The sequence below is a fragment of the Streptomyces liliifuscus genome (assembly GCF_016598615.1).
GTDB classification, from domain to species: domain Bacteria; phylum Actinomycetota; class Actinomycetes; order Streptomycetales; family Streptomycetaceae; genus Streptomyces; species Streptomyces liliifuscus.
In genome coordinates this window covers 4108281-4129805 of record NZ_CP066831.1, presented here as the reverse complement: position 1 = coordinate 4129805, position 21525 = coordinate 4108281, and the positions used below count along the sequence as shown (strand labels likewise).

At 69.8% G+C, this 21525-nt stretch carries 22 protein-coding genes; 14 read left to right on the top strand and 8 right to left on the bottom strand.

Annotated features, from left to right (window positions below; genetic code table 11):
• From JEQ17_RS17425 to JEQ17_RS17390, 8 genes are all read left to right on the top strand, one after another.
• Positions 1-1464: a sensor histidine kinase gene (locus JEQ17_RS17425; RefSeq protein ID WP_234048233.1), complete on the top strand. Its 1464-nt coding sequence runs from the start codon at positions 1-3 to the stop codon at positions 1462-1464.
• Positions 1457-2218, top strand: coding sequence for a response regulator transcription factor (locus JEQ17_RS17420; RefSeq protein ID WP_200396106.1), 762 nt, complete (start codon positions 1457-1459; stop codon positions 2216-2218). The genes JEQ17_RS17425 and JEQ17_RS17420 overlap by 8 nt, the downstream gene beginning before the upstream one ends.
• 135 nt (positions 2219-2353) lie before the next feature.
• Complete coding sequence (locus JEQ17_RS17415) at positions 2354-2563, top strand: hypothetical protein (protein WP_200401535.1); 210 nt, start codon at positions 2354-2356, stop codon at positions 2561-2563.
• Positions 2560-3165 carry a pilus assembly protein TadG-related protein gene (locus JEQ17_RS17410; protein WP_200401534.1) on the top strand — a complete coding sequence of 202 codons (606 nt, stop codon included), beginning with the start codon at positions 2560-2562 and terminating at the stop codon, positions 3163-3165. Before JEQ17_RS17415 ends, JEQ17_RS17410 begins: the two co-directional genes overlap by 4 nt.
• Positions 3166-3180: 15 nt before the next feature.
• Positions 3181-3777, top strand: coding sequence for a hypothetical protein (locus JEQ17_RS17405; protein WP_200396105.1), 597 nt, complete (start codon positions 3181-3183; stop codon positions 3775-3777).
• Positions 3778-3779: 2 nt separating this feature from the next.
• Positions 3780-4406 (top strand): OmpA family protein, encoded by a 627-nt coding sequence (locus JEQ17_RS17400; RefSeq protein WP_200396104.1) that lies wholly within the window; start codon positions 3780-3782, stop codon positions 4404-4406.
• A 26-nt stretch (positions 4407-4432) separates the two neighbouring features.
• Positions 4433-5305: an LLM class flavin-dependent oxidoreductase gene (locus JEQ17_RS17395; RefSeq protein ID WP_200396103.1), complete on the top strand. Its 873-nt coding sequence runs from the start codon at positions 4433-4435 to the stop codon at positions 5303-5305.
• Positions 5306-5565: 260 nt separating this feature from the next.
• On the top strand, positions 5566-6342 hold the full coding sequence (locus tag JEQ17_RS17390; protein WP_200396102.1) for a class I SAM-dependent methyltransferase: 777 nt from the start codon (positions 5566-5568) through the stop codon (positions 6340-6342).
• A 53-nt stretch (positions 6343-6395) separates the two neighbouring features.
• On the opposite strand, the gene JEQ17_RS17385 is transcribed toward JEQ17_RS17390, so the two are convergent.
• The gene (locus JEQ17_RS17385; RefSeq protein WP_200396101.1) at positions 6396-7544 is read right to left on the bottom strand and encodes a winged helix DNA-binding domain-containing protein; all 1149 of its coding nucleotides are present in this window, start codon (positions 7542-7544) and stop codon (positions 6396-6398) included.
• 67 nt (positions 7545-7611) lie between these two features.
• Between JEQ17_RS17385 and JEQ17_RS17380 the strand changes: the two genes are divergently transcribed.
• The 5 genes from JEQ17_RS17380 (at position 7612) to JEQ17_RS17360 (ending at position 13894) form a co-directional block, all read left to right on the top strand.
• Complete coding sequence (locus JEQ17_RS17380) at positions 7612-8010, top strand: winged helix-turn-helix transcriptional regulator (RefSeq protein WP_200396100.1); 399 nt, start codon at positions 7612-7614, stop codon at positions 8008-8010.
• Between the two features lie 788 nt (positions 8011-8798).
• Entirely contained in the window at positions 8799-9572 is a 774-nt protein-coding gene (locus JEQ17_RS17375; protein ID WP_200396099.1) for an isoprenyl transferase, read from the top strand.
• 322 nt (positions 9573-9894) lie between these two features.
• Positions 9895-11220 (top strand): PhoH family protein, encoded by a 1326-nt coding sequence (locus JEQ17_RS17370; protein WP_200396098.1) that lies wholly within the window; start codon positions 9895-9897, stop codon positions 11218-11220.
• A 436-nt stretch (positions 11221-11656) separates the two neighbouring features.
• On the top strand, positions 11657-12355 hold the full coding sequence (locus tag JEQ17_RS17365) for an aggregation-promoting factor C-terminal-like domain-containing protein (RefSeq protein ID WP_456115127.1): 699 nt from the start codon (positions 11657-11659) through the stop codon (positions 12353-12355).
• Positions 12356-12490: 135 nt separating this feature from the next.
• Entirely contained in the window at positions 12491-13894 is a 1404-nt protein-coding gene (locus tag JEQ17_RS17360) for an AI-2E family transporter (protein WP_200396096.1), read from the top strand.
• Positions 13895-14178: 284 nt separating this feature from the next.
• Here JEQ17_RS17360 and JEQ17_RS17355 read toward each other — a convergent pair whose 3' ends face one another.
• Both JEQ17_RS17355 and JEQ17_RS17350 read right to left on the bottom strand, forming a co-directional pair.
• Positions 14179-14712, bottom strand: coding sequence for an alkyl hydroperoxide reductase (locus JEQ17_RS17355; protein WP_200396095.1), 534 nt, complete (start codon positions 14710-14712; stop codon positions 14179-14181).
• A 3-nt stretch (positions 14713-14715) separates the two neighbouring features.
• On the bottom strand, positions 14716-15270 hold the full coding sequence (locus JEQ17_RS17350; RefSeq protein WP_200396094.1) for a peroxiredoxin: 555 nt from the start codon (positions 15268-15270) through the stop codon (positions 14716-14718).
• A 133-nt stretch (positions 15271-15403) separates the two neighbouring features.
• On the opposite strand from JEQ17_RS17350, the gene JEQ17_RS17345 reads away from it, so the two are divergent.
• On the top strand, positions 15404-16375 hold the full coding sequence (locus tag JEQ17_RS17345; protein ID WP_200396093.1) for a LysR substrate-binding domain-containing protein: 972 nt from the start codon (positions 15404-15406) through the stop codon (positions 16373-16375).
• A gap of 92 nt (positions 16376-16467) precedes the next feature.
• Here JEQ17_RS17345 and JEQ17_RS17340 read toward each other — a convergent pair whose 3' ends face one another.
• The 5 genes from JEQ17_RS17340 to JEQ17_RS17320 all read right to left on the bottom strand — a co-directional run bounded on the left by JEQ17_RS17340 (position 16468) and on the right by JEQ17_RS17320 (position 21463).
• Positions 16468-18801: an ABC transporter permease gene (locus JEQ17_RS17340; protein ID WP_200396092.1), complete on the bottom strand. Its 2334-nt coding sequence runs from the start codon at positions 18799-18801 to the stop codon at positions 16468-16470.
• On the bottom strand, positions 18798-19484 hold the full coding sequence (locus JEQ17_RS17335; RefSeq protein WP_200396091.1) for an ABC transporter ATP-binding protein: 687 nt from the start codon (positions 19482-19484) through the stop codon (positions 18798-18800). Before JEQ17_RS17335 ends, JEQ17_RS17340 begins: the two co-directional genes overlap by 4 nt.
• Positions 19481-20005 (bottom strand): PadR family transcriptional regulator, encoded by a 525-nt coding sequence (locus tag JEQ17_RS17330; protein ID WP_143636691.1) that lies wholly within the window; start codon positions 20003-20005, stop codon positions 19481-19483. Before JEQ17_RS17330 ends, JEQ17_RS17335 begins: the two co-directional genes overlap by 4 nt.
• Positions 20006-20279: 274 nt before the next feature.
• Complete coding sequence (locus JEQ17_RS17325) at positions 20280-20531, bottom strand: hypothetical protein (protein ID WP_200396090.1); 252 nt, start codon at positions 20529-20531, stop codon at positions 20280-20282.
• Positions 20528-21463, bottom strand: coding sequence for an SPFH domain-containing protein (locus JEQ17_RS17320; protein ID WP_200396089.1), 936 nt, complete (start codon positions 21461-21463; stop codon positions 20528-20530). The genes JEQ17_RS17325 and JEQ17_RS17320 overlap by 4 nt, the downstream gene beginning before the upstream one ends.
• Positions 21464-21525 lie beyond the last annotated feature (62 nt).

The following is a 21525-nucleotide window of genomic DNA, read 5'->3' as shown; positions in this document are numbered from 1 at the left end:
ATGAGGGTGACTTGGAGGCACCGGCGGCGATGGCACCCCCTTGAGGGGCGCCTCCAAGGGCGCCTGGAGGGGCGCGTTCAGGGGCGCGGGGAACTGCGCGACAAGCCCCCACCGGCCCGCAGCCAACGACCAGCCCTTCCCCCGGGCGGCGGCCCAGCCAAGTGGGCCACAGGCTACTTCGCAGACGACGCGGCAGCGCCCGGCAGCGTCCGCCTCCAGCTCAACGCCCTCCAGGCCCTGTGCCGCCAGGCGTTCGCGGTCCGCCTCACCCTGATCGCGATCGGCGCCCCCTTCGCGACGGCCAACGCGACGGACGGCCCGCCCCGCTACGGCGTCCTCGCCGCGGCGGTCCTCGGCGTCATGGGCTCGTACGCCATGCTCAGGGACTGGGACCGCTTCGCCCCCCGCCTCCTCGCCCACCCCACCCTCATGGCCGTGGACCTGGTCTTCGGCGCGATACTCCTGCTGACCGCGTCCCCCGCCTCCCCCCTCGCGTACGCGGCCGTCTGCACCCCGCTCCTGGCGGGCCTGCTGTACGGCTGGCGCGGCTCCGGGGTCTTCACGGGGCTCCAACTCGTCGTGCTGCTCACGGTGTTCAGAGCCTGGGAACACCGTCCGGGCGCCGGCGCCAGCACCCTCCTGGTCGCCGGCTTCTGCATCGCGGCGGGCATTGTCGGGGTCACCCTGCGCAACCTGATGTTCCACTTCGGCACGGCCAGCCAGGCCCTCGCCGAGGCCAACTCCCGCCTGGCCGTCGCGGAGGCCGTCGAGTCCGAACGGGCCCGCCTCGCCCGGGAGATGCACGACTCCGTGGCGAAGACCCTGCACGGCCTGGCCCTGGCCGCCGAGGCCCTCGCGGTCGCCGCCGACCACGACACGGACCCCCGCGCCCTCAAGTCCCAGGCCACAGCGGTGGCGGGCGCGGCCCGTCGCGCGGCGGCGGAGTCCCGCGAGCTTTTGACGGACCTCCGCCACCACACCGCACTGACGACCCCGCCCACGGACCTCAGAACGGAACTGACGACGAGGGCGGCGGACTTCACCGGCCGTACGGGCATCACGGCGAGCGTCGCCTGCTTGGCGCCCCCCACGCTCGTACTCCCGCCGGAGGCGTCCCGTCACCTGCTGGCGATCGTCTCGGAGGCACTGGAGAACACGCACCGCCACGCGCAGGGGGCGACCCGGGTGGACGTCACCGTCCAGGCCTCGCCCTCCTCCCTCCACCTGACCGTGCGGGACGACGGAACCGGCACGTCCGTATCCCTCGACGATGTACGACACCTGGCGAAATCCGGCCACTTCGGTCTGCTGGGCATGCTGGAGCGCGCGACCTCGATGGGCGCGGGTCTCCAACTGCACCGAGCCGAGCAGGGCGGCACGGAGGTCAAGGTCGACCTTCCGCTGGTCACCGCCCTGCCGGTATCCCCCTCACACACTCCTCAAGAGGAGGCCGCACATGCCTGACCAGGCACTTCCCGGCCCGCCCCTACGAGTGCTCGTGGCCGACGACAACCCCGTCGTCCGGGCGGGCCTGGCGGCTCTGCTCGACGCCCACCCCGACATCCGGGTCACGGCCCTGGCGTCGAACGGTGCGGAGGCGCTCACGGCCGCGACCCGCCACCGCCCCGACGTGATCCTGCTGGACGTCCGCATGCCGGGCACGGACGGCCTCACGGCACTGCCTTCGCTGGCCGGGCTGGCTCCCGTGATGATGCTGACGTACAGCCGTGAACCCGAGGTGGTGGCACGGGCGTTGCGCCTGGGAGCCGTCGGTTACCTCGTCCACGGCGAGTTCACGGCGGACGAACTCATCACCGCCGTCCGTGACTTGAGTGACGGAAGGGCCACCTTCACGGCCTCCGCCGCCGAGGCTGCCGCCGTGTCGGATTCACTCGGTGTTTCGTACGAACCGAACGAAATCTCTTCGCATCTGCAATCGGTTGTGGCACAGTCGTCAAAGGCTCGACCCGCCTCCGCGGCGGGGCTCCACCGCCGCGGCCGCAACCCACTGGAATTCGGGCTGAGTTCACGGGAGGTGGAGGTCATGGATCTCATCGCGGCCGGCATGAACAACCGGCAGATCGCCGCCACGTGCTTCATCAGCGAGAAGACCGTAAAGAACCACATCAATCGCATCTTCGCAAAGCTGCACAGTTCCACACGCAGCGAAGCGATAGCCCACTGGCTGGGCACGGCCCACGGGGGGTGGAACCGGTGACTCCGAACTCGCCAAGTTGGGCCCCTGGACCCACCCGGAGTAGGCGTGTTCTCACGTACGGTGCGCGTGAAGGTAGTGGTTTTGGGTGGGAGGGAAGGGATCACTGTGACCAAGAGCCTGCGGCCGGAGACGTCCATGAGGACGAAGCAAGCGGTACGAGGGTGGGTCAGCACCGTGGCCTCCCGAACACGGGGACGGGACCGGGACGCGGGCGCGGGCTTCGTGGAGTACGCGGGCCTGATGATCCTGATCGCGGGAATCTTCACCCTGATCGACGGGCTCGGGCTCGACGGCCTGATCTCGGGTGCGATCCTCACAGCGGTCACCAGCGTCGTCGGAGGCTGATTCCCGCACCTCTGCGAAGCGACCGAGGGTCGACTCTCCCCATCTACATCTGGCTGACGGGGATTCTGCTCTTCTCCGCGTTCGCGTTCTTCGCATTCGCTCAAGCGGCGTCCGCCCGGAACGGAGCTCAATCCGCGGCGGACGCCGCTGCGTTGGCCGCCGCACAGAGCGCACGGGACGACCTGATCGAGGACCTGGGGGAAGCCGTCGGCGGGGACGCGGACTGGCTGGACTGGCTGGATCCCGAAGAGCTCGAAGGCGGCGAAGCCGCCGCCGCGGCCGCCGCGTTGGCCGCCGAGAACGACGCTGCCGTCACGGGGTTCGGGGACACGACCGTGGCCGGATTCCTCGGCTACGAGGTGGAGATCCAGACGAACTACACGGTCGGGGACTCGATCATCCCGGGCACGGAGAACCAGCATGCCAACGCGGATGCCACGGCCGTCATCGAACCGCGGTGTGATGTCCCCGTGGACGCCGATCCCACGAAGCTCGTCACACTCGACTGCGACGGCGATCTCGTGAACATCGACCCCGAAGATTTCGATTTGGACGACCTTCCCGACGCGTCCGTGCTGTTCTCTGTGCAACTGGCCGAGTGAAAGGAAGCCGTACCGATGAACATTCGGCGCACCACGAAGGGCCGCACGGTAATGACCGCGGTGGCGATCACGACTGGGCTTGTCCTCACGGTGGCCGGCTGCGGCGGCGGGGGAGACGACGGCGGTTCGGACAAGAAGACGTCGTCCTCGTCGCCTGCGAAGAACGACGACGGGGGTGACGACAAGCAGGACTCCCAGGCACCTCCCGCCAAGGAGACGCTGGCGGAGGTCAAGGCCGGCGGTCTGACCCTGGCCGTCACATCGGCCGTCCGCGACGACGGCGGCTTCGTCACCGTCGAGGGAACGGTGACGAACGGCAGCGGCAAGCCCTGGGTCGCCGCGGACTGGCGGGGCGACGAGAGCGAACTGGCCAAGAACGGCGGGTCGATCGCCGGCGCGAGCCTGGTCGACCAGACGGGCAAGAAGAAATACCTCGTCCTGCGCGACACGGAAGGGCGCTGCCTGTGCACCCGGTTCACCGGGGGCGTCCTGTCGGGTGACACCGCGGAGTGGTTCGCCCAGTTCCCCGCCCCGCCCGAGGACACCACCAAGGTCTCCTTCCAGGTCGGCTCCATGCCCCCCGCCGCCGTCGAGCTCTCCGAGGGCGAGTGACCATGTCCCTCACCCTCCGCACCACCGCGATCACCTTCACCGCCCTCACCACCCTCGTCTTCCTGACGCCCCTCACCCCGGCCCAGGCGGACGACGAGGACCCGAGTGCTCCGCCGGGCAGTGTCAGCAGCTCCCCACCCCCTGAAGTGGACGCGAACAGCCCGGGGCTGAAGCTCGCCGACGGCGCCACGCTCGCGCCCGCGCGGGTGCTGGACATCAAGTCGGTCGTCGAGGACCTCGGCGGCGAGGAACGCCGCGTGGACACCAACGAGGACGTGACGTTCGCGCTCCAGGCGGAGGTCCTCTTCCCGAAGGACAGCTCGAAGCTCAACCCCGAGGCACGCTCCCGCATCAAGGCGATCGCGGACGAGATCAAGGCCCAGAACGCCACGAACGTCCGCGTCTTCGGCTTCACCGACAACCTCGGCTCGTACGCCCACGGCCTGACCCTCTCCAAGAACCGCGCCGAAGTCGTCCACGAGGAACTCGCCGCGGCCCTCGGCGACACGAACGTCACCTTCGCGGTACGCGGCTACAGCGAGGACTACCCGATCGCCGACAACACATCGGAACAGGGCCGCCGCAAGAACCGCCGAGTGGAGGTCACGTTCCCGAAGGGTGAGAGTTGACCCCCGAGCCCGGGTAGGAAGACCGCATGACTGCACTAGGTGCCGTGTTCCGGCCTCAGCTGCCCCCCGAGCGTCTGCGTGTGATGGTCCGTGCCGCGGAGGATGCGGGGCTGGAGGAGTTGTGGTTGTGGGAGGACTGTTTTCTGGAAGGGGGGATCTCCGCGGCGGCGGCAGCGCTGGCGTGGAGTGAGCGGCTGAGAGTGGGAGTGGGGCTGCTGCCCGTGCCGTTGCGGAACGTGGCCGTGACGGCGATGGAGACCGCCACCCTGCACCGGCTCTTCCCGGGCCGGGCGATCGTGGGCGTCGGGCACGGCGTACAGGACTGGATGGGGCAGGTCGGAGCGCGGGCCGAGTCGCCCGTGACCCTGTTGCGTGAGTACCTCGTGGCGTTGCGCGCGCTGCTGCGGGGCGAGCGGGTGACCACGGACGGCCGGTACGTGAAGCTCGACGACGTCGCCCTCGACTGGCCCCCGCAGACACCGGTGGAGATCCTCGCGGGAGCCACCGGCCCGCGTACGCTGCGGCTCTCGGGCGAGTTCGCGGACGGCACCATCCTCACCTCCGCTACGCCCCCGGAAGGCGTACGCAAGGCCCGCCAACTCATCGACGAGGGGCGGAAGTCGGGCTCCCGCAGCGGCTCGCACGAGGTCGTCGTCTACCTCCTCACCGCCACCGGCCCCGACGCCGCCACCCGTCTCCGCGCCGAGCTGGAGGCGGACGGCGTGGCGTCGGTTCCGGACCTCGGGGTCGCCGGGGACGCGAAAGCGGTCGCCGAGGCCGTCGGCCGCCTCGTGGACGCCGGCGCCGACACCGTGATCCTCCAGCCCACCGGCGACGAACCGGACCCCGAGGGCTTCGTGCGCTTCACCGCCGAGGACGTACGCCCCCTCGTCCCGTAGCGGGACCGAGCCGTCGTCGCTCACGGCGGGGCGGTGCAGGGCCGACTGTCAGTGCCCGGCGCCACACTCCCTCGCCATGAGCGACGACGTGCACGCACAACCGCACGTACTGCCGGAGGCACGCCCCGGCCGCACGCACAACCGCACGTACCGCCGGAGGCACGCCCCGGCAGGACCTGCGAACGTGACACCGCCCGGCGGCCACGCCCCTCCCGGGAATTCGGTCGCGGTACGCCACCCCCGCCTGTCACCATCGCCCGATGAACTCGGCCACCCCCTCCACCCCCTCCTTCGAAGAACTCGTCGCCGAAGGCGAAGCCGTTCCCACCGAGGGCTGGGACTTCTCCTGGTTCGAGGGGCGGGCCACCGAGGAGCGGCCCTCCTGGGGATACGCGCGGGCCATGGGCGAGCGGCTGGGCGCCGCGGAGGCCGCTCTGGACATCCAGACCGGCGGCGGCGAAGTCCTCGCGTCGGCAAGGCAGTTGCCGCGTCCGACCGTCGCCACCGAGGGCTGGCCGCCGAACGTCGCCAAGGCCACCGCCCTGCTCCACCCGCGCGGCGCGGTGGTCGTCGCCTCGCCCGAGGACGCCCCGCTGCCGTTCGCCGACGCGGCGTTCGACCTCGTCGTGAGCAGGCACCCGGTGACGGCACACTGGACGGAGATCGCCCGCGTCCTCGCCCCCGGCGGCACCTACTTCGCCCAGCACGTGGGCCCGAGCAGCGTCTACGAACTCGTCGAGTACTTCCTCGGCCCGCAGCCGGAGGCCAACCGCGGCGCCCGCCACCCGGACCGCGAGCGCGCCGGAGCCGAGGCGGCCGGCCTCGAGATCGTCGATCTGCGCGCGGAGCGGCTGCGGATGGAGTTCCACGACATCGGGGCGGTCGTCCACTTCCTGCGGAAGGTGGTGTGGATGGTGCCCGGATTCACCGTGGACCAGTACCGGACCCGCCTCCTGGACCTGCACGAGCGGATCGTGGCGGAGGGCCCGTTCGTGGCCCACAGCTCCCGCCACCTCATCGAGGCCCGCCGGACCTAGAGCGCGTGGCCTGAACAAGTCCCCGAGGCGCGAGCGGAGTTGACGTTCGCGGGCTACGCGTGCGGGCCCGCCGTCACCTTCCCCACCACCAACTCCGGCCCGGCCTCCAGGACTTCACCGACCCGCTCCACCTGTTGCCCCAGCTCCCGCTCCTGCGCCCGGGTCAGCCGGCCCAACGGCTCCACCGTCACCTTCGTCCGCTTCCCCTGCCGCCGCTGGTGCCAGACCCCCGCCACCACACCGTCGACGAGCAGCACGGGAAAGTTCCCCGCCTGCCCGCCGGCGAGGGCCCGCTCGTACGCCGCACCGGGGAACATCCGCTCCCGGGGCTGCGCGGCGATGGCGTACGCGTCGAAGTAGGGAAGCAGCCGCACCCCGCGTACGGCCTCCGTCGGGAACTCCGTGTCGCCCGCCACCACCCACGCCGGCGCCCCCTCGAAGTCGACCTCCTCGATTCCGCCCGAAGCGGCCAGCGAGCCGAACAGGTCGGCGGCCCAACCCCGGGGCGCGGCGGCCCACTTGGCGAAGTGCTGCGGCGTCGCGGGACCGTACGCGTGCAAATAATGACGTACGAGCGTGGCGAGCGCCTCGTCCGCGGGGAGCGGGTCGAAGTGCGGCGGGCGGGTGTAGGCGGCCTTGCGGCCGCGGTTGGGGGCGAAGCACAGCGCGCCCGACTGGCCCGCGCGGTGCATGACCTGGCGCCAGCGCGGCCACTTGCCCTGGAACGCCTCCATCACGAGGTCCCCCGCCCAGGGGCCGGTGCGGGCCACGACCTCCTCGGACAGCTCGTCGATGGTCAGCTGCCGCCCGTCGAGGGCGTCCCCGATCGCGGCGACGACCTGCTCCTCCTGCCCGGGTGTCATCCGCACGCCCGGAGGGGCGCTCGCACCGCTCGGTACGGCGGTCAGCGCGGCGCTCCAGAAGGGGAGCTCGGCGGCGGCCAGGAGATGGATCGTGCCGCGCGGCCCGTACGTCTTCACCAGGCTCCGGTCGTCCCACAGCGCCGCGCGCACGTCCTGGCGGGTCGCGCCGTCGAGCCGCAGGCCCACGGAGAGCTCGGCCGCCGACAGGACCTGCGCGTGCGTGGCGAGCAGCGTGGAGACGACCTCGGCGACGGGGGTGCCGGCCGGCGCGGGCGCCCCCAGCAGTTGCCGCTCATGGCGCCGCGCGCTCGCCTCGTCCCATGTGATCCTCGAAGTCATGGCGGCGACGGTAGACCCGAACTAGGTCAGATCCTGTCCGCTGCCCCGGTCTTGGGAGGAGTCGACCATGTCGAAGGGCAAGGGGCCCTACAGCTGTGGCCTGGACGCGGCCGTGGACGTCGTGGGCGGCAAGTGGAAGCCGATGATCCTTTGGGCGCTGCACGTGGGCGGGACCCTGCGCTTCGGGGAGCTGCGCCGGAGTATCGGGGGAGACCACTCCCCGGGAATCAGCGAGAAGGTGCTGAGCCAGCAGCTGCGCGAGCTGGAGGCCGACGGCGTGGTGCACCGGGAGGTGTACGGCGAGGTGCCGCCCCGCGTGGAGTACTCGCTCACCGAGCTGGGCAAGGCGCTGAACACCGCACTTCTGCCGTTGGGTGAATGGGGTGATCTGCACATGAAGGAAATTATCGCCCGTAAACACCCAGGATTGAGCAAAGAGCCCCCGGTCGCCACGCAGTCCGGGTGAGGGCCCTCACGAAAATCCCGGAAACGCTCACAGAGTTTCCACATCGTTACCCCGAATGGTCCGTGGCACCTCTCCGGCTCACGTAAATTCGAAGCAAGGTAATTCGCGTGAGCAAATCTGCGCGGGACGGTACCGCGCGGAGGAGGGGGCCGCGCGGTGCCCTGCCTGCGGCGCCGGGGGGCGCGTTCGGGAGTTCCGTACCGGGGCTCCGGTTCGATCGGAGTCGCGAAGCGGCCGAGGCCGCGAAACCATCCTTGGCGTCAAGTGGACGTTCCCGGGGGCGTCACTCTTGGGGTGTACGTCCGAGGCGGATGGCGCAGTGCCCCACAACCGCTCGCAAACCCCTTGGTTCCCTCCGGATTCGCCTCCGCTGCCTTGGAATCCGCTGTGATTCGGCCACGATCCGCCCTTGAATGAACGCTTCCGCACCCACCCGGGCGTTGCCGGGCGACTGCGGAGAGTAGTTGTGGCACGCCGATGCACGCAGCATCACTTACGAAGGGTTATGGTGGAAACCCCCCCTCGGGCCGGTCCGTCTCCCCCCCACGGACCGGCCCGTTTTTTGTGCCCTCGCACGCGCCCGGCGTACGCCCCTGAGGTGCCGTCGTCCCGTACGGCGGGGCGCCGTGGTCCCGTACGGCGAGTTGCCGTCGCCCCGCACGGGCCGCCCCCGCCCCCTGCCGCCCGGAGAGCAGAAGGCCTTGCACCCCAAGGGGGAGCGGGGCTTCAGCAGCGGTAGGGTGTCGCCCTCGGGGGACCGTTATCTGCACGGAGGGGCTGACGAAAACGTGAACCTGCGCGACAACCTGCGCCGCTTGCTGGTCAGGTTCTATGCACGCAGGGTGGAAGGCCACCTTGACCACGACCAGGTGCCCAAGCACATCGGGGTCATCATGGACGGCAACCGGCGCTGGGCGAAGGCGGCGGGCAGCACCGCCGCCCAGGGACACCGGGCCGGCGCCGACAAGATCGAGGAATTCCTCGGCTGGTGCTCCGAGACCGACGTAGAGGTCGTCACCCTCTGGCTGTTGTCCACGGACAACTTCGACCGCCCTGAGGAAGAGCTCGTACCACTGCTCGGCATCATCGAGAACGTCGTGAGCTCGCTCGCCGCCGACGGCCGCTGGCGTGTGCACCACGTCGGCACGCCGGACATCCTGCCCTCCCGGATGCAGACCGTCCTGAAGGAGGCCGAGGAGTCCACCGCGCATGTCGACGGAATACTCGTGAACTGCGCCATCGGCTACGGCGGCCGCCAGGAGATCGCCGACGCCGTGCGCTCGATGATCCTCGACCACGCCGAGAAGGGCACCTCGATGGAGGAGCTCGCCGACAGCGTCGACACCGACATGATCGGCAAGCACCTCTACACCAGCGCCCAGCCCGACCCCGACCTCGTGATCCGTACGAGCGGTGAGCAGCGGCTGTCCGGGTTCATGCTCTGGCAGACGGCCCACTCCGAGTACTACTTCTGTGAGGTCTTCTGGCCGGCCTTCCGCAAGGTCGACTTCCTGCGCGCCATGCGTGACTACGCGGCGCGACACAGGCGCTACGGCGGCTGAGCCTCCGGGTGGTCCCCGCTCGCAGGGGGCGCCATCAGGGACGTACGTCATCTGGTGTTAACGAACGCGCCGTCATCGCCCTTGGCATGGCATCGCGCGTTCGAGGGCATAAGCCTTGCAGGTCGACGCCCGAACCACGGGTGTCGTATCTCAGCGGACGGCACGGGGCCGTCCGCCCGGGAGGCCCTTTGCACCAGCCCGACCGTGCGGTCAGTACGGACGAAGCGGAGAGGGCCGGTAGTCGGCCCGTGCATCGCGGCCGGACACCGGTCCAGCTCTCCTCCGTCGCTCCCCGACCTCATCCGAGGGGGTACGTCCTTCCGTGGTGACCAGCACAAAGCGCCGTATGCCAGACCGGCGCACCTATGTTCTCGACACCAGCGTCCTGCTGGCCGACCCGCACGCCATGAACCGCTTCGACGAGCACGAAGTAGTGCTTCCGATCGTGGTGGTCACGGAATTGGAGGCCAAGCGGCACCATCCCGAACTCGGCTACTTCGCCCGGCAGGCCCTGCGCCTGCTCGACGACTACCGGGTGAAGTACGGCCGTCTCGATGCCCCCATCCCCACCGGGGAACTGGGCGGGACCGTACGTGTCGAGCTCAATCACTCGGACCCCAGCGTGCTGCCCAGCGGCTATCGCCTGGGGGACAACGACTCCCGCATCCTCGCGGTCGCCCGCAATCTGCAGGCCGAGGGGTTCGACGTCACAGTCGTGTCGAAGGACCTGCCGCTCAGGATCAAGGCCTCCTCGGTCGGGCTCCTCGCCGAGGAGTACCGCGCCGAACTCGCCATCACGGGCTCCTCCGGCTGGACCGGAATGTCCGAACTGACGCTCTCCGGCGAGCAGGTGGACCTCCTCTTCGACCAGGAGACCCTGTACGTCCCGGAGGCGTCCGACTATCCGGTCCACACGGGCCTGATGATCCAGTCCGAGCGCGGCAAGGCCCTGGGACGCGTGACGTCCGAGGGCAACGTCCGGCTCGTACGGGGTGATCGGGAGGCCTTCGGCATCAAGGGCCGCAGCGCCGAGCAGCGCATCGCGCTGGATCTGCTGCTGGACCCGGACGTCGGGATCGTCTCGATGGGCGGCCGGGCCGGCACCGGAAAGTCGGCGCTCGCCCTCTGCGCGGGCCTGGAGGCCGTGCTCGAACGGCGCCAGCACCAGAAGGTGATGGTCTTCCGTCCGCTGTACGCGGTCGGCGGGCAGGAGCTCGGCTATCTGCCCGGCTCCGAGTCCGAGAAGATGGGCCCCTGGGCGCAGGCGGTCTTCGACACGCTCTCCGCGGTCACCAGCCGCGAGGTCATCGAGGAGGTCACCGCGCGCGGCATGCTGGAGGTCCTGCCGCTCACGCACATCCGCGGCCGCTCCCTCCACGACGCGTTCGTGATCGTGGACGAGGCCCAATCCCTGGAACGGAACGTCCTGTTGACCGTTCTGTCCCGAATCGGCGCGAATTCACGGGTGATCCTGACCCATGACGTGGCCCAGCGGGACAACCTCAGGGTCGGCCGGTACGACGGAGTCGTGGCCGTCGTGGAGAAGCTGAAGGGCCATCCGCTCTTCGCGCACGTCACACTCACCAGGTCCGAGCGCTCCCAGATTGCGGCGCTTGTGACCGAAATGCTGGAGGACGGACACATCTGATCCAGCGCGCCCCACCTCGCGGCATCCGTCCAACGGGTGGTGGCTACACGGTAATTGACGCCGTCCGGCAAAGGCTGAAGAGCCTAGCCGGGCGGCGTCCTGGCGTGTGCTCGTTTCCGGAAAACTCCTGAGGCAAACGAGGTGTGAGCTTTCACACCCGACACAGAATTGCCCTCCGGCGTCGGGGTGCGGCAGAGTCTCACTCCTGTCAGGCCCCGCATACGACACACCTGTGCCCCCAGCGGTACGGCACCACAGAAGTAACAGAACTCCATAAAGCCGTCGTATGCCGCCCGAGCACCACGCGGCACTCCCTTCATGGGAGTTGCCCATCGGGCCCGTGCCTCCCGTGACCCCGCAGTTGGGAGGCCAGCGCCAAGGGCACGATTGCGTCCGCGAGGGTCACCTGTAGCGGGCGATGCTGGAAGGAAACCGTGTGAGCCGGATTTCGGTCCGGGGATTCGCAGTGGCCTCGGCCACCGCGGTCACCGCTGTCGGCGCTGTCACCGGTGTTGCCTCGGGCAACACCGCGTCCTCGAGCGACGACGCGGAGGCAACGGCAGCAGGCGCGACGCTTCTCGCGGACATACCCGCGGGTGCGCAGGCGCAGGTGCAGACCGCATCCCTGACTCAGCAGGCCGACTCGCAGGCCATCGCGGCCGACGCGACCGCCAAGAAGGACGCCGAGGAGTCTGCGCGCAAGCAGGCCGCCAAGGACGCCGTGGCCAAGCAGAAGGCCGCGGAGAAGGCCGAGCAGGAGGCGAAGGAGCGGAAGGAAGCCGAGAAGGTTGCCAGCCGTTCCGCCACGCGTGACGCGTCCAGCTTCCCGACGCAGTCCTCGTACAGTGTCGCGGAGATCCAGGCGATGGCGCGCCAGATCGTCCCCGCGGACCAGTTCCAGTGCTTCAGCACCATCGTGGACCACGAGTCCAGCTGGGACTACCGGGCGGACAACCCCACCTCGGACGCCTACGGTCTGATGCAGGCGCTGCCCGGCTCCAAGATGTCCTCCGCCGGCGCGGACTGGGCGACCAACCCGGCCACCCAGATCAAGTGGGGCCTCGGCTACATGAACGACCGGTACGGCAGCCCGTGCGGAGCCTGGGACTTCTGGCAGTCCAACAACTACTACTAGGCCGACAGCCACTCGGTCCTCTCAACCTTTTCGGAGCCCCTCACCGTCCTACGGTGAGGGGCTTCTGCCATGTACGGTCGATGCCGACGACTCCAGGGGGGAGTGGTGGGGCACAACGGGGAAAAGGGACGGATCATGTCGAGAGTGCCAGGGTGGCTCGGCCGGCTCGGCGCCGGACTCACCGCAATGGGCGACCGGTTGAACGCGCGCCGCGCGCAGGCCGAGAAGGACGACGACTTCGGCGAGGGCGACGACTTCGGCCGGAGCAACGCCACCGATCGGGGCGGCAAGGACAGCGCCGGCGCCGACACCCCGGCCGCGTCCACCGCCACCGCGAACGGCACACCGCCCCGGCCCCCCTCCCCGCCCTCGGACACTCCCGTGGCCGCCCCCGCCCCCGCCGCTCGCCCCGATCCCGCCGCGGCCGTTCCCTGGGGCATGCGGGTCGCCGCCGAGGCCGGGTGGCGACTGCTCGTACTCGCGGGCACCGTCTGGGTGTTGATGCGCGTCATCAGCGCCGTACAGCTCGTCGTACTCGCCTTCGTCGCCGCACTGCTCATCACCGCGCTGCTCCAGCCCACCGTGGCACGGCTGCGGCGTTACGGGGTGCCGCGCGGGCTCGCCACCGCGCTGACCGCGACCCTCGGCTTCGTGGTGATGGGGCTCGTCGGATGGTTCGTCGTCTGGCAGGTCATGGAGAACATCGACAACCTCTCCGACCAGGTCCAGGACGGCATCGACGAGTTGCAGCGCTGGCTGCTCAACAGCCCGTTCCATGTCACCGAGGACCAGATCAAGGACATCGCCAAGAGCCTGCGCGAGGCTGTCGGCGCCAACACCGACGAGATCACGTCGGCGGGCCTGGAAGGCGTCACCGTCATCGTCGAGGCCCTCACCGGCATCCTCCTCACGATGTTCTCCACGCTCTTCCTGCTCTACGACGGCAAGCGCATCTGGCAGTGGACGCTCAAGCTGGTGCCGGCGGCGGCACGGCCCGGGGTGGCCGGGGCGGGCCCGCGTGCCTGGCGCACGCTCACGGCCTATGTCCGCGGGACGGTGATAGTGGCGTTGATCGACGCCATCTTCATCGGCCTGGGCATCTTCTTCCTGGACGTCCCGATGGCTGTCCCGCTGGCCGTCTTCATCTTCCTGTTCGCGTTCATCCCACTGGTCGGTGCCGTCGTCTCCGGCGCGCTGGCGGTCGTGGTGGCGCTCGTGACGCAGGGGGTCTTCACCGCGGTGATGGCTCTGATCGTCGTGCTCGCCGTCCAGCAGATCGAGGGCCACATCCTCCAGCCGTTCATCCTCGGCCGGGCCGTGCGGGTGCATCCGCTCGCCGTCGTTCTCTCCGTCGCCGCGGGCGGGATGGTCGCGGGCATCGGCGGCGCGGTCGTCGCGGTCCCGCTCGTCGCCGTCACCAACACGGTGGTCGGCTACCTCCGCTCGTACTCCCAGGAGCCGGCGTTGCGTACGTCGCCTGTGCCGCGGGGGGCTACGGCGACGGGGGTGGCACCGGTGGAACACCGGCCGCCTTCGTAGGGTGCCCCGTCCCCTGGGGCTCCGCCCCAGACCCCGGCGGGTGCGTTTTCGGGTGCGGGTCCGGTGGGGGCTGGTCGCGCAGTTCCCCGCGCCCCTAGGTACCTAGGCCCCTAGGTACCTAGGGGCGCGGGGAACTGCGCAATCTTTTGGTCTTTGGGGGGTTCGGGGGCGGAGCCCCCTGAAAAGGGACGGGAATGGGTAGGGGCGGCGGGGGCGAGGACAGTCCGAAGCCCCGCCCACCGCGAAGGTGAACGGGGCCACGAGGGAGGGGCAAACCGGCGGAGCTACTCCGCCAGGATCGCCTCCGCGTCGAGGGTGACGCCCACCGCCTGGACGACCGAAGCGATCTTGAACGCTTCCTGGATGGTCTCCCGGTCGACACCGGCCTTGCGGAGCACCTGCTCATGGGAGTCAAGACACTGCCCACACCCATTGATCGCGGAGACGGCAAGCGACCACAGCTCGAAGTCGACCTTCTCCACACCGGGGTTCCCGATCACGTTCATCCGCAGACCGGCCCGCAGGTTCCCGTACTCCGGATCGGACAGCAGATGCCGAGTGCGGTAGAAGACGTTGTTCATCGCCATGACCGCGGCGGCGGACTTGGCCGCCGTGTACGCCTCGGGGGAGAGCTTCGCATTGGCCTCCTCCTCCAGCTCACGCAGCACACGAGGAGACCGCGAGGCGATCGCGCAGGCGAGCACCGTCCCCCACAACTGCTGCTGCGGAAGCTCGGAGTTGCCGATCACCGAACCGAGGTTCAGCCGAAGGTCCTTGGCGTAGTCCGGAATCGCGGACTTCAGCGCGTCGAGGGACATCGGTCACTCACCGGCCAGCAGCTTGACCGGGTCGAGGGTGTCCTCGCCCTTGCTCCAGTTGCACGGGCACAACTCGTCGGTCTGCAGCGCGTCGAGAACCCGCAGAACCTCCTTGGGGTTACGCCCGACGGAACCGGCGGTCACCATGGAGAACTGGATCTCGTTGTTCTGGTCGACGATGAAGACGGCACGCTTGGCGAAGCCGTCCTCGCCCTCGATGCCGAGGTCGCGCATGAGCTCGTGCTTGGAGTCGGCCAGCATCGGGAAGGGCAGGTCCCGCAGGTCGTCGTGGTCCTTGCGCCAGGCGTGGTGCACGAACTCGGAGTCGCCGGAGAAGCCGAGGACCTGGGCGTCACGGTCGGCGAACTCGTCGTCGAGCTTGCCGAACGCCGCGATCTCGGTGGGGCACACGAAGGTGAAGTCCTTGGGCCACGCGAAGACGATCTTCCACTGACCCTCGTACGTCTTGTGGTTGATCTGCTCGAACTCCCTGCCCTTCTCCAGCGAGACACAGGCAGTCAGATCGAACTCGGGGAACTTGTCACCGACAGTGAGCACGCGCTCTCCTTGAAGCGAAGAAAGCCCCTATTTGTAGGGGTTTCCCTTGGGTTGGACGTTCATGATCGTGGCACAGAGTGCATTGATTAGTGAAATAGCTACACTCGGTCGTTCTGATCGGAGGTGGCTATCAGTGGCCCCCAGTAAGAGGAGGCAGCCGAGCCTCTCGCAGCTGCGAGCCTTCGCCGCGGTGGCCGAGCATCTGCACTTCCGCGACGCCGCCGCGGCGATCGGTATGAGTCAGCCCGCGCTGTCGGGGGCCGTGTCGGCGCTGGAGGAGACGCTGGGGGTGACCCTGCTGGAGCGCACGACGCGCAAGGTGCTTCTCTCGGCCGCCGGTGAGCGGCTGGTTGTGCGGGCGAAGGCTGTGCTCGGTGAGGTGGGGGCGCTGATGGAGGAGGCTGAGGCGGTGTCGGCGCCGTTCACCGGGGTGCTGCGGCTCGGGGTGATTCCGACCGTGGCGCCGTATCTGCTGCCGACCGTTCTGAAGCTGGTCCACGACCGCTACCCGGCCCTCGACCTCCAGGTCCACGAGGAGCAGACCGTGAGCCTGTTGGAGGGGCTCACCACCGGGCGGCTCGACCTGCTGCTGCTCGCCGTGCCTCCGCCGGACTCGAACAGACTTGGCCGGGGAGACCCCCAAGGCGTGCCCGGTGTCGTCGAACTGCCCCTCTTCGACGAGGACTTCGTGCTCGTCACGCCGCCGGATCACTGGCTCGGCGGCAGGGAGGGGATCCCGAGGGAAGCTCTGCGCCGGCTCGATCTGCTGCTGTTGGACGAGGGGCACTGCCTGCGGGACCAGGCCCTGGACATCTGCCGGGAGGCCGGTCGCGCGGACGCCCCGGTCACCACGACCGCCGCCGGGCTCTCCACCCTCGTACAACTCGTCGCGGGTGGTCTCGGGGTGACGCTGTTGCCGCGTACGGCCGTCAGGGTCGAGACGACCCGCAGCGATCAGCTGCTCACCGGCTACTTCGCGGAGCCGGCCCCGACCCGGCGCATCGCCCTCGCCATGAGGGCGGGCGCGGCTCGCGGGGCGGAGTACGAGGAGTTGGGCGCGGCTCTTCGGAAAGCGCTGGAGCCGTTGCCGGTACGGGTGGTGTGACCCGTACCGGCAACGGCCCCGCGCTTCTGAGGCGCGTCAACTCGGTGCGCAGCCCTGAGGCGCGTCAACTCCCTGCGCAGCCCCGAGGCGCGCTACTCCGTGCGCAGCCCGTCCGGGCGCATCAGCCGCAGCAGCGGCGGCACGCTGAGGGCCGTCACCACGAGGACGACCGCCGAGCCGATGCCCGTCATGGCCAGGACGCTCAGCCAGTCCACGGTCACCTTGGTGGCCGTCATCTTCAGCAGGACCGCGCCCAGGGTGAGGCCCACCACCGAGGCGAGGAGCAGACCGAGCGCGACCGGGATCGCGGTCTGCCACAGCACCGACAGGCTCAGTGTGCGGCGCCGGGTGCCGAAGGCTACGAGGACCGACAGGAGCTTCTTGCGCTCCCGCAGCTGTTCCAGCTGGGAGACGAGCAGGCTCGCCCCGATCAGCGCGAGAACACAGGCCGCGCCGACGAACAGTCCGGTGCGGATGGAGTCGAAGGTGTCGGACCGCTCGCTCGCCGCGTACGTCCAGGGGTCCGTGAGCGGATCAATCTTCGACGCGGCGTTGCGTACGAGCTCCTGCACGTCCGGGACCGTCATGTCGAGCTGGAGGTAGATCTGCCCGTCGAGGGTCGAGGCCGCCGCGGCGGGCAGCGCGCTCGGGGTGAACAGGAAACCGCCCCGCTCCCAGCCCTTCGGGTCATTGCCCGGGGCGGCCTTCATGATGCCCCGCGGCACCGTCCAGGCAACCTCCTTGCTCTTCTCTTCCCCGCTGTAGGAGGGGTCGATGTAGAGCTTCCCGCCGGGTGTGGCGAGCTTCGGGGTGTCCGTGTCGTAGTCGGCGCCGTGCACCGCGAAGACGTCACCCTCGCGGCACGAGGGCAGCTTCGCCACCTCGCGCAGGGAGGCGCAGTCGCCGACCGTCAGCGGCGTGGACGTCTCGGGGTCCTTCCTGCCCGAGCCCAGCCAGCCGTCGGAGAGCGCCATCGCCTGGCGCACGCCGCGGGTATCGGCGAGGGACTGCCGGGCCTCGGCGAGTGGGGCGGTCCTCGGTACGGACATCTGCATCTGGGCGCGCGAGAGGTCGTTGCCGGTGGATTCCGTGTAGCTGCTCTGGACTCCGGCGAACAGCATCTGCAGGGCGATCGCGCCGGCCACCGCCACCGCGATGCCGTTCACCATGCGGGCCGCCGTACCGCTGCTCAACTGGAGCCTGCGGACCGCCAGTTGCCAGGAGACCGAGCCCGAGTTCAGCCGGGCCACGACGGCCTCCACGACCCACGGCAGCAGCGCGGTGATGCCGACGAGGAGCAGGATGACGCCACCGACCACCATGTACTCGTTGAAGTTCCCGTTCTCGGTGCCCTTCCCGATCATCGGGACGAGCAGTCCGATACCGCCCAGCGGCAGCAGCAGCCGCCACCACAGGCGGCGTCGCGCGGGCCTGGCCGTGCGCACCACGCCGAGCGGCTCGATGACCACTCCGCGCAGGGCGAGCAGCGTCACCGCGACCGCTGCCGCCGGGACAGCGACGGCGATCAGGAGGGCGAGTACGGGCGTCGGGTTGAGGTAGCTCGGGAAGACGCTGAAGCCGAATACCTCGACGGAGCCCGCGATCTGACGGGCAATCAGGAAGAACCCGGTGCCGAAGAGCAGCCCGAGCACCGCCCCGGAGAGCGCCTCGCCCGCGGCGATTCGGCGGGTCATCCGGCCGTCGGCGCCGACCAGCCGCAGCGCCGCGAGCCGGCGGTCGCGCCGCTCGCCGCCGAAGCGTACGGCCGCGGCGATGAAGACGCCGACGGGCATCAGCAGCACCACGAAGACCGTGAGGACGAGCAGCAGCAGGACCGGGTCCATCTCCTCCGAGGGCGCCTTCTCCCCCTGGAAGGTGTTGATGCGCGTGATGCCGGGGCCGTCGCCGTATCGGGCCAGGTTCTCGCCACCCGAGTAGAAGGCGAGTTCGGCCGAACCGATGAGACCCGCCTCGCTGATCGTGCCGGTGATCCGGTCCGGCAGCCGCTCGCGCAGCAGCTTGGCGTCCTTGGACTCCAGCAGTTCCTTGAGTGCGGGCGACACGGCCATCTCACCCGGCGCGGGGAACTTCTTCAATCCCGGCGGCAGCGGCGCCCGCAGGCCCTCCGGTTCCAGCTGGCGGCCGCGGACGTCCCGGCCGCGGAACTCGGTGCCGACGTCTGCGACGAGCACCGTGTTGTCGGCCTTGGGCGCCTCGTCCACGCCGAACGTCATGTCCGTGCGCGCGGTCTCGCGGTCGGAGCGTGCCTGCATCGCGCTCGGTATCGCGGTGGTGAGCAGCAGCAGTGCCACGCCGAGACCGACGCCCACACCGGTGAGCAGGACGCGCACCCAGCCCTCGCGGCCGCCGGTGAACGCGAACTTGGCGCCCATGGCCAGGTCTTTCGACCATTGGCGTGCATTCATACGACGCGCTCCATGTCCCGGGACTTGCCGTCGCGTACGACGATCTCGCGGTCCGAGTAGGCGGCGACGCGGGCCTCGTGCGTGACGAGGACGACGGCGGCGTTGGCGGAGCGGGCGGCGTCGGTGAGCAGTTCCATGACGCGTTCGCCGTTGAGGGAGTCGAGGGCGCCGGTGGGCTCGTCGGCGAAGAGCACGCGCGGGTCGGTGACCAGTGCGCGGGCGACGGCGACGCGCTGGCCCTGGCCGCCGGAGACCTCGCCGGGCCGCTTGGCCTTGAGGTCGTCGACCTCCAGCTGTTCCATCCGGGCCAGGGCGGCGCGCTCGGCGTCCTTGCGGGAGGAGCCGTTCAGCCGCAGCGGCAGCGCCACGTTCTCGACGCAGGTCAGCTCCGGTACGAGCTGGCCGAACTGGAAGACGAAGCCGAACTGGGAGCGGCGCAGCGCGCTGCGCCGGGCGTCGTTCATCGTCGCCATTTCCTGGCCGCCGTACATGATCGAGCCCGAGTCGGGCGTGACGATGCCGGCGAGGCAGTGCAGGAGGGTCGACTTGCCGGAGCCCGAGGGGCCCATCACGGCGACGACCTCGCCCGGGTGGATGGAGAACTCGGCGCCGTCGAGGGCGTTGGTGGGGCCGTACGCCTTGCGCAGGTCGTGGGCCACGAGCAGGGAACCTGCGGGGGTCATCGAGTCACCGCCTCTGCGAGCTTGCCGAGGCGCGCGGCGGTGAGTTCCAGCCAGCGCAGGTCGGCTTCGAGATGGAAAAGTGCGTGGTCACAGATCAGCTGGTCGGCGAGATCGCCCTTGCGCTTGCGGTCGGTGAGCATGCGCATCATGCGCAGGTGCTCCGCGCGCTGGGTGTCGAGGATCCCGGACGCGTCGCGGTGCGTCAGGAGTGCGAGGACGACCTTCGTGTAGAGGGTCGACTGGAGGTACGGCTCCGGCTTCTCCGGTGTGGCGAGCCACCGCTGGACGTCGGTGACGCCCGCCTCGGTGATCGCGTACCGCTTGCGCTCGGGGCCGTCGCCCGCCTCTATCCCGTCGACCTCCACGAGGCCGTTCTTCAGCAGCCGGGACATCGTCGAATAGACCTGGCCGTAGTGGAGCGGCCGGTCGTGACCGAACTTCTCGTCGAAGGCCCGCTTCAGGTCGTAACCGTGGCGGGGCCCGGACTCCAGGAGTCCTAGGAGCGTGTGACCGATGGACATGCGGAGCACTGTACACAGGGCGTATACACCGCGTGTATACGCACCGTGGATAGTCGCCTTCGAGGCGTACGGGTCCGCAGGTCAGGCTCGATTGTCACGGTTCTGTCACTGGGGTGGCGGGTGGGGCGTCCCCTTCTCAGCGGCTCCGCCCCCGAACCCCCAAAGACTGCGCAGTTCCCCGCGCCCCTAGGCACCTAGGGGCGCGGGGAACTGCGCGACAAGCCCCCACCGGACCCGCGCCTCTCGCCACGAACCCGCTGTCCCCAAGCCGTACCTACTCCTCGGGCTCCCCGGAAAGGGGAGGCCGGCCCCGGCGAGGTATCGGTCCGGCCCCGCCCGGCAGGCGACCCGTCTCCGCCAGGGCCCTCCGGAGCAGGAACTCGATCTGCGCGTTGGCGGAGCGCAGCTCGTCGCCGGCCCACCGCGCGAGCGCCTCGTACACGAGCGGATCCAGCCGCAACAGCACCTGCTTGCGCTGCTGCTGCGGCCGCCGCTGGGGGGAAGCCCCCTCGGAAGGTGAGGTCACTGGTAGAGGGACCCCGTGTTGAGGACGGGCTGCGGGGCGCGGTCGCCGCACAGGACCACCAACAGGTTCGACACCATCGCCGCCTTCCGCTCGGAGTCCAGCTCGACGATGTCCCGCTCGGTGATCCGGGCGAGCGCGTCCTCGACCATCCCGACCGCACCGTCCACGATCTGCCGCCGCGCGGCGACGACCGCACCCGCCTGCTGCCGCTGGAGCATCGCCGAGGCGATCTCGGGAGCGTACGCGAGATGCGTGAAGCGGGACTCGATGATCTGGACGCCCGCGGCCTCCACGCGCGCGTGCAGTTCGACGGCGAGCTTCTCGGTGATCTCCTCCGCGTTGCCCCGCAGCGACAGACCGTCCTCGTCATGGGCGTCGTACGGGTACTCGATGGCGATGTGCCGCACCGCAGCCTCGGTCTGGGTGGCGACGAACTCCAGGAAGTCGTCCACCTCGAAGCTCGCCTGAGCGGTGTCCTCGACCTTCCAGACCACGACCGCGGCCAGCTCGATCGGGTTGCCGTAGGCGTCGTTGACCTTGAGAACGGCCGTCTCGTGGTTGCGTACCCGCGTCGAGATCTTCGTACGGGACGTCAGCGGGTTCACCCAGCGCAGGCCGTCCTCGCGGATCGTCCCCCGGTAGCGGCCGAAGAGCTGGACGACGCGGGCCTCGCCCGGCGCCACCATGTTCAGACCGCACATGGCGACGAATGCCGCCAGGCCGATGAGGATGCCGGACACGATCAGCGCGGCCTTGCCGCCGGTGGAGTCCACCGCGGTGGCGCCGACGATCATCCCGGCGCCCGCCAGCAGTCCGACGAGCCCGAGCAGCAGCGCGAGTCCGCCGCCGATGCTGTGCGCGACGGACTCCCGGACGCGCGGTGCGGGCATCTCGGGTACGTCGGCGGTGTGTGGAGTGTCGTGTGTGGACATGGGTGATCCCCCGTTTCGTGGTGCGGCGTTTCGTAGTGCTACGGCTCGTTTTGCGAGCTCCT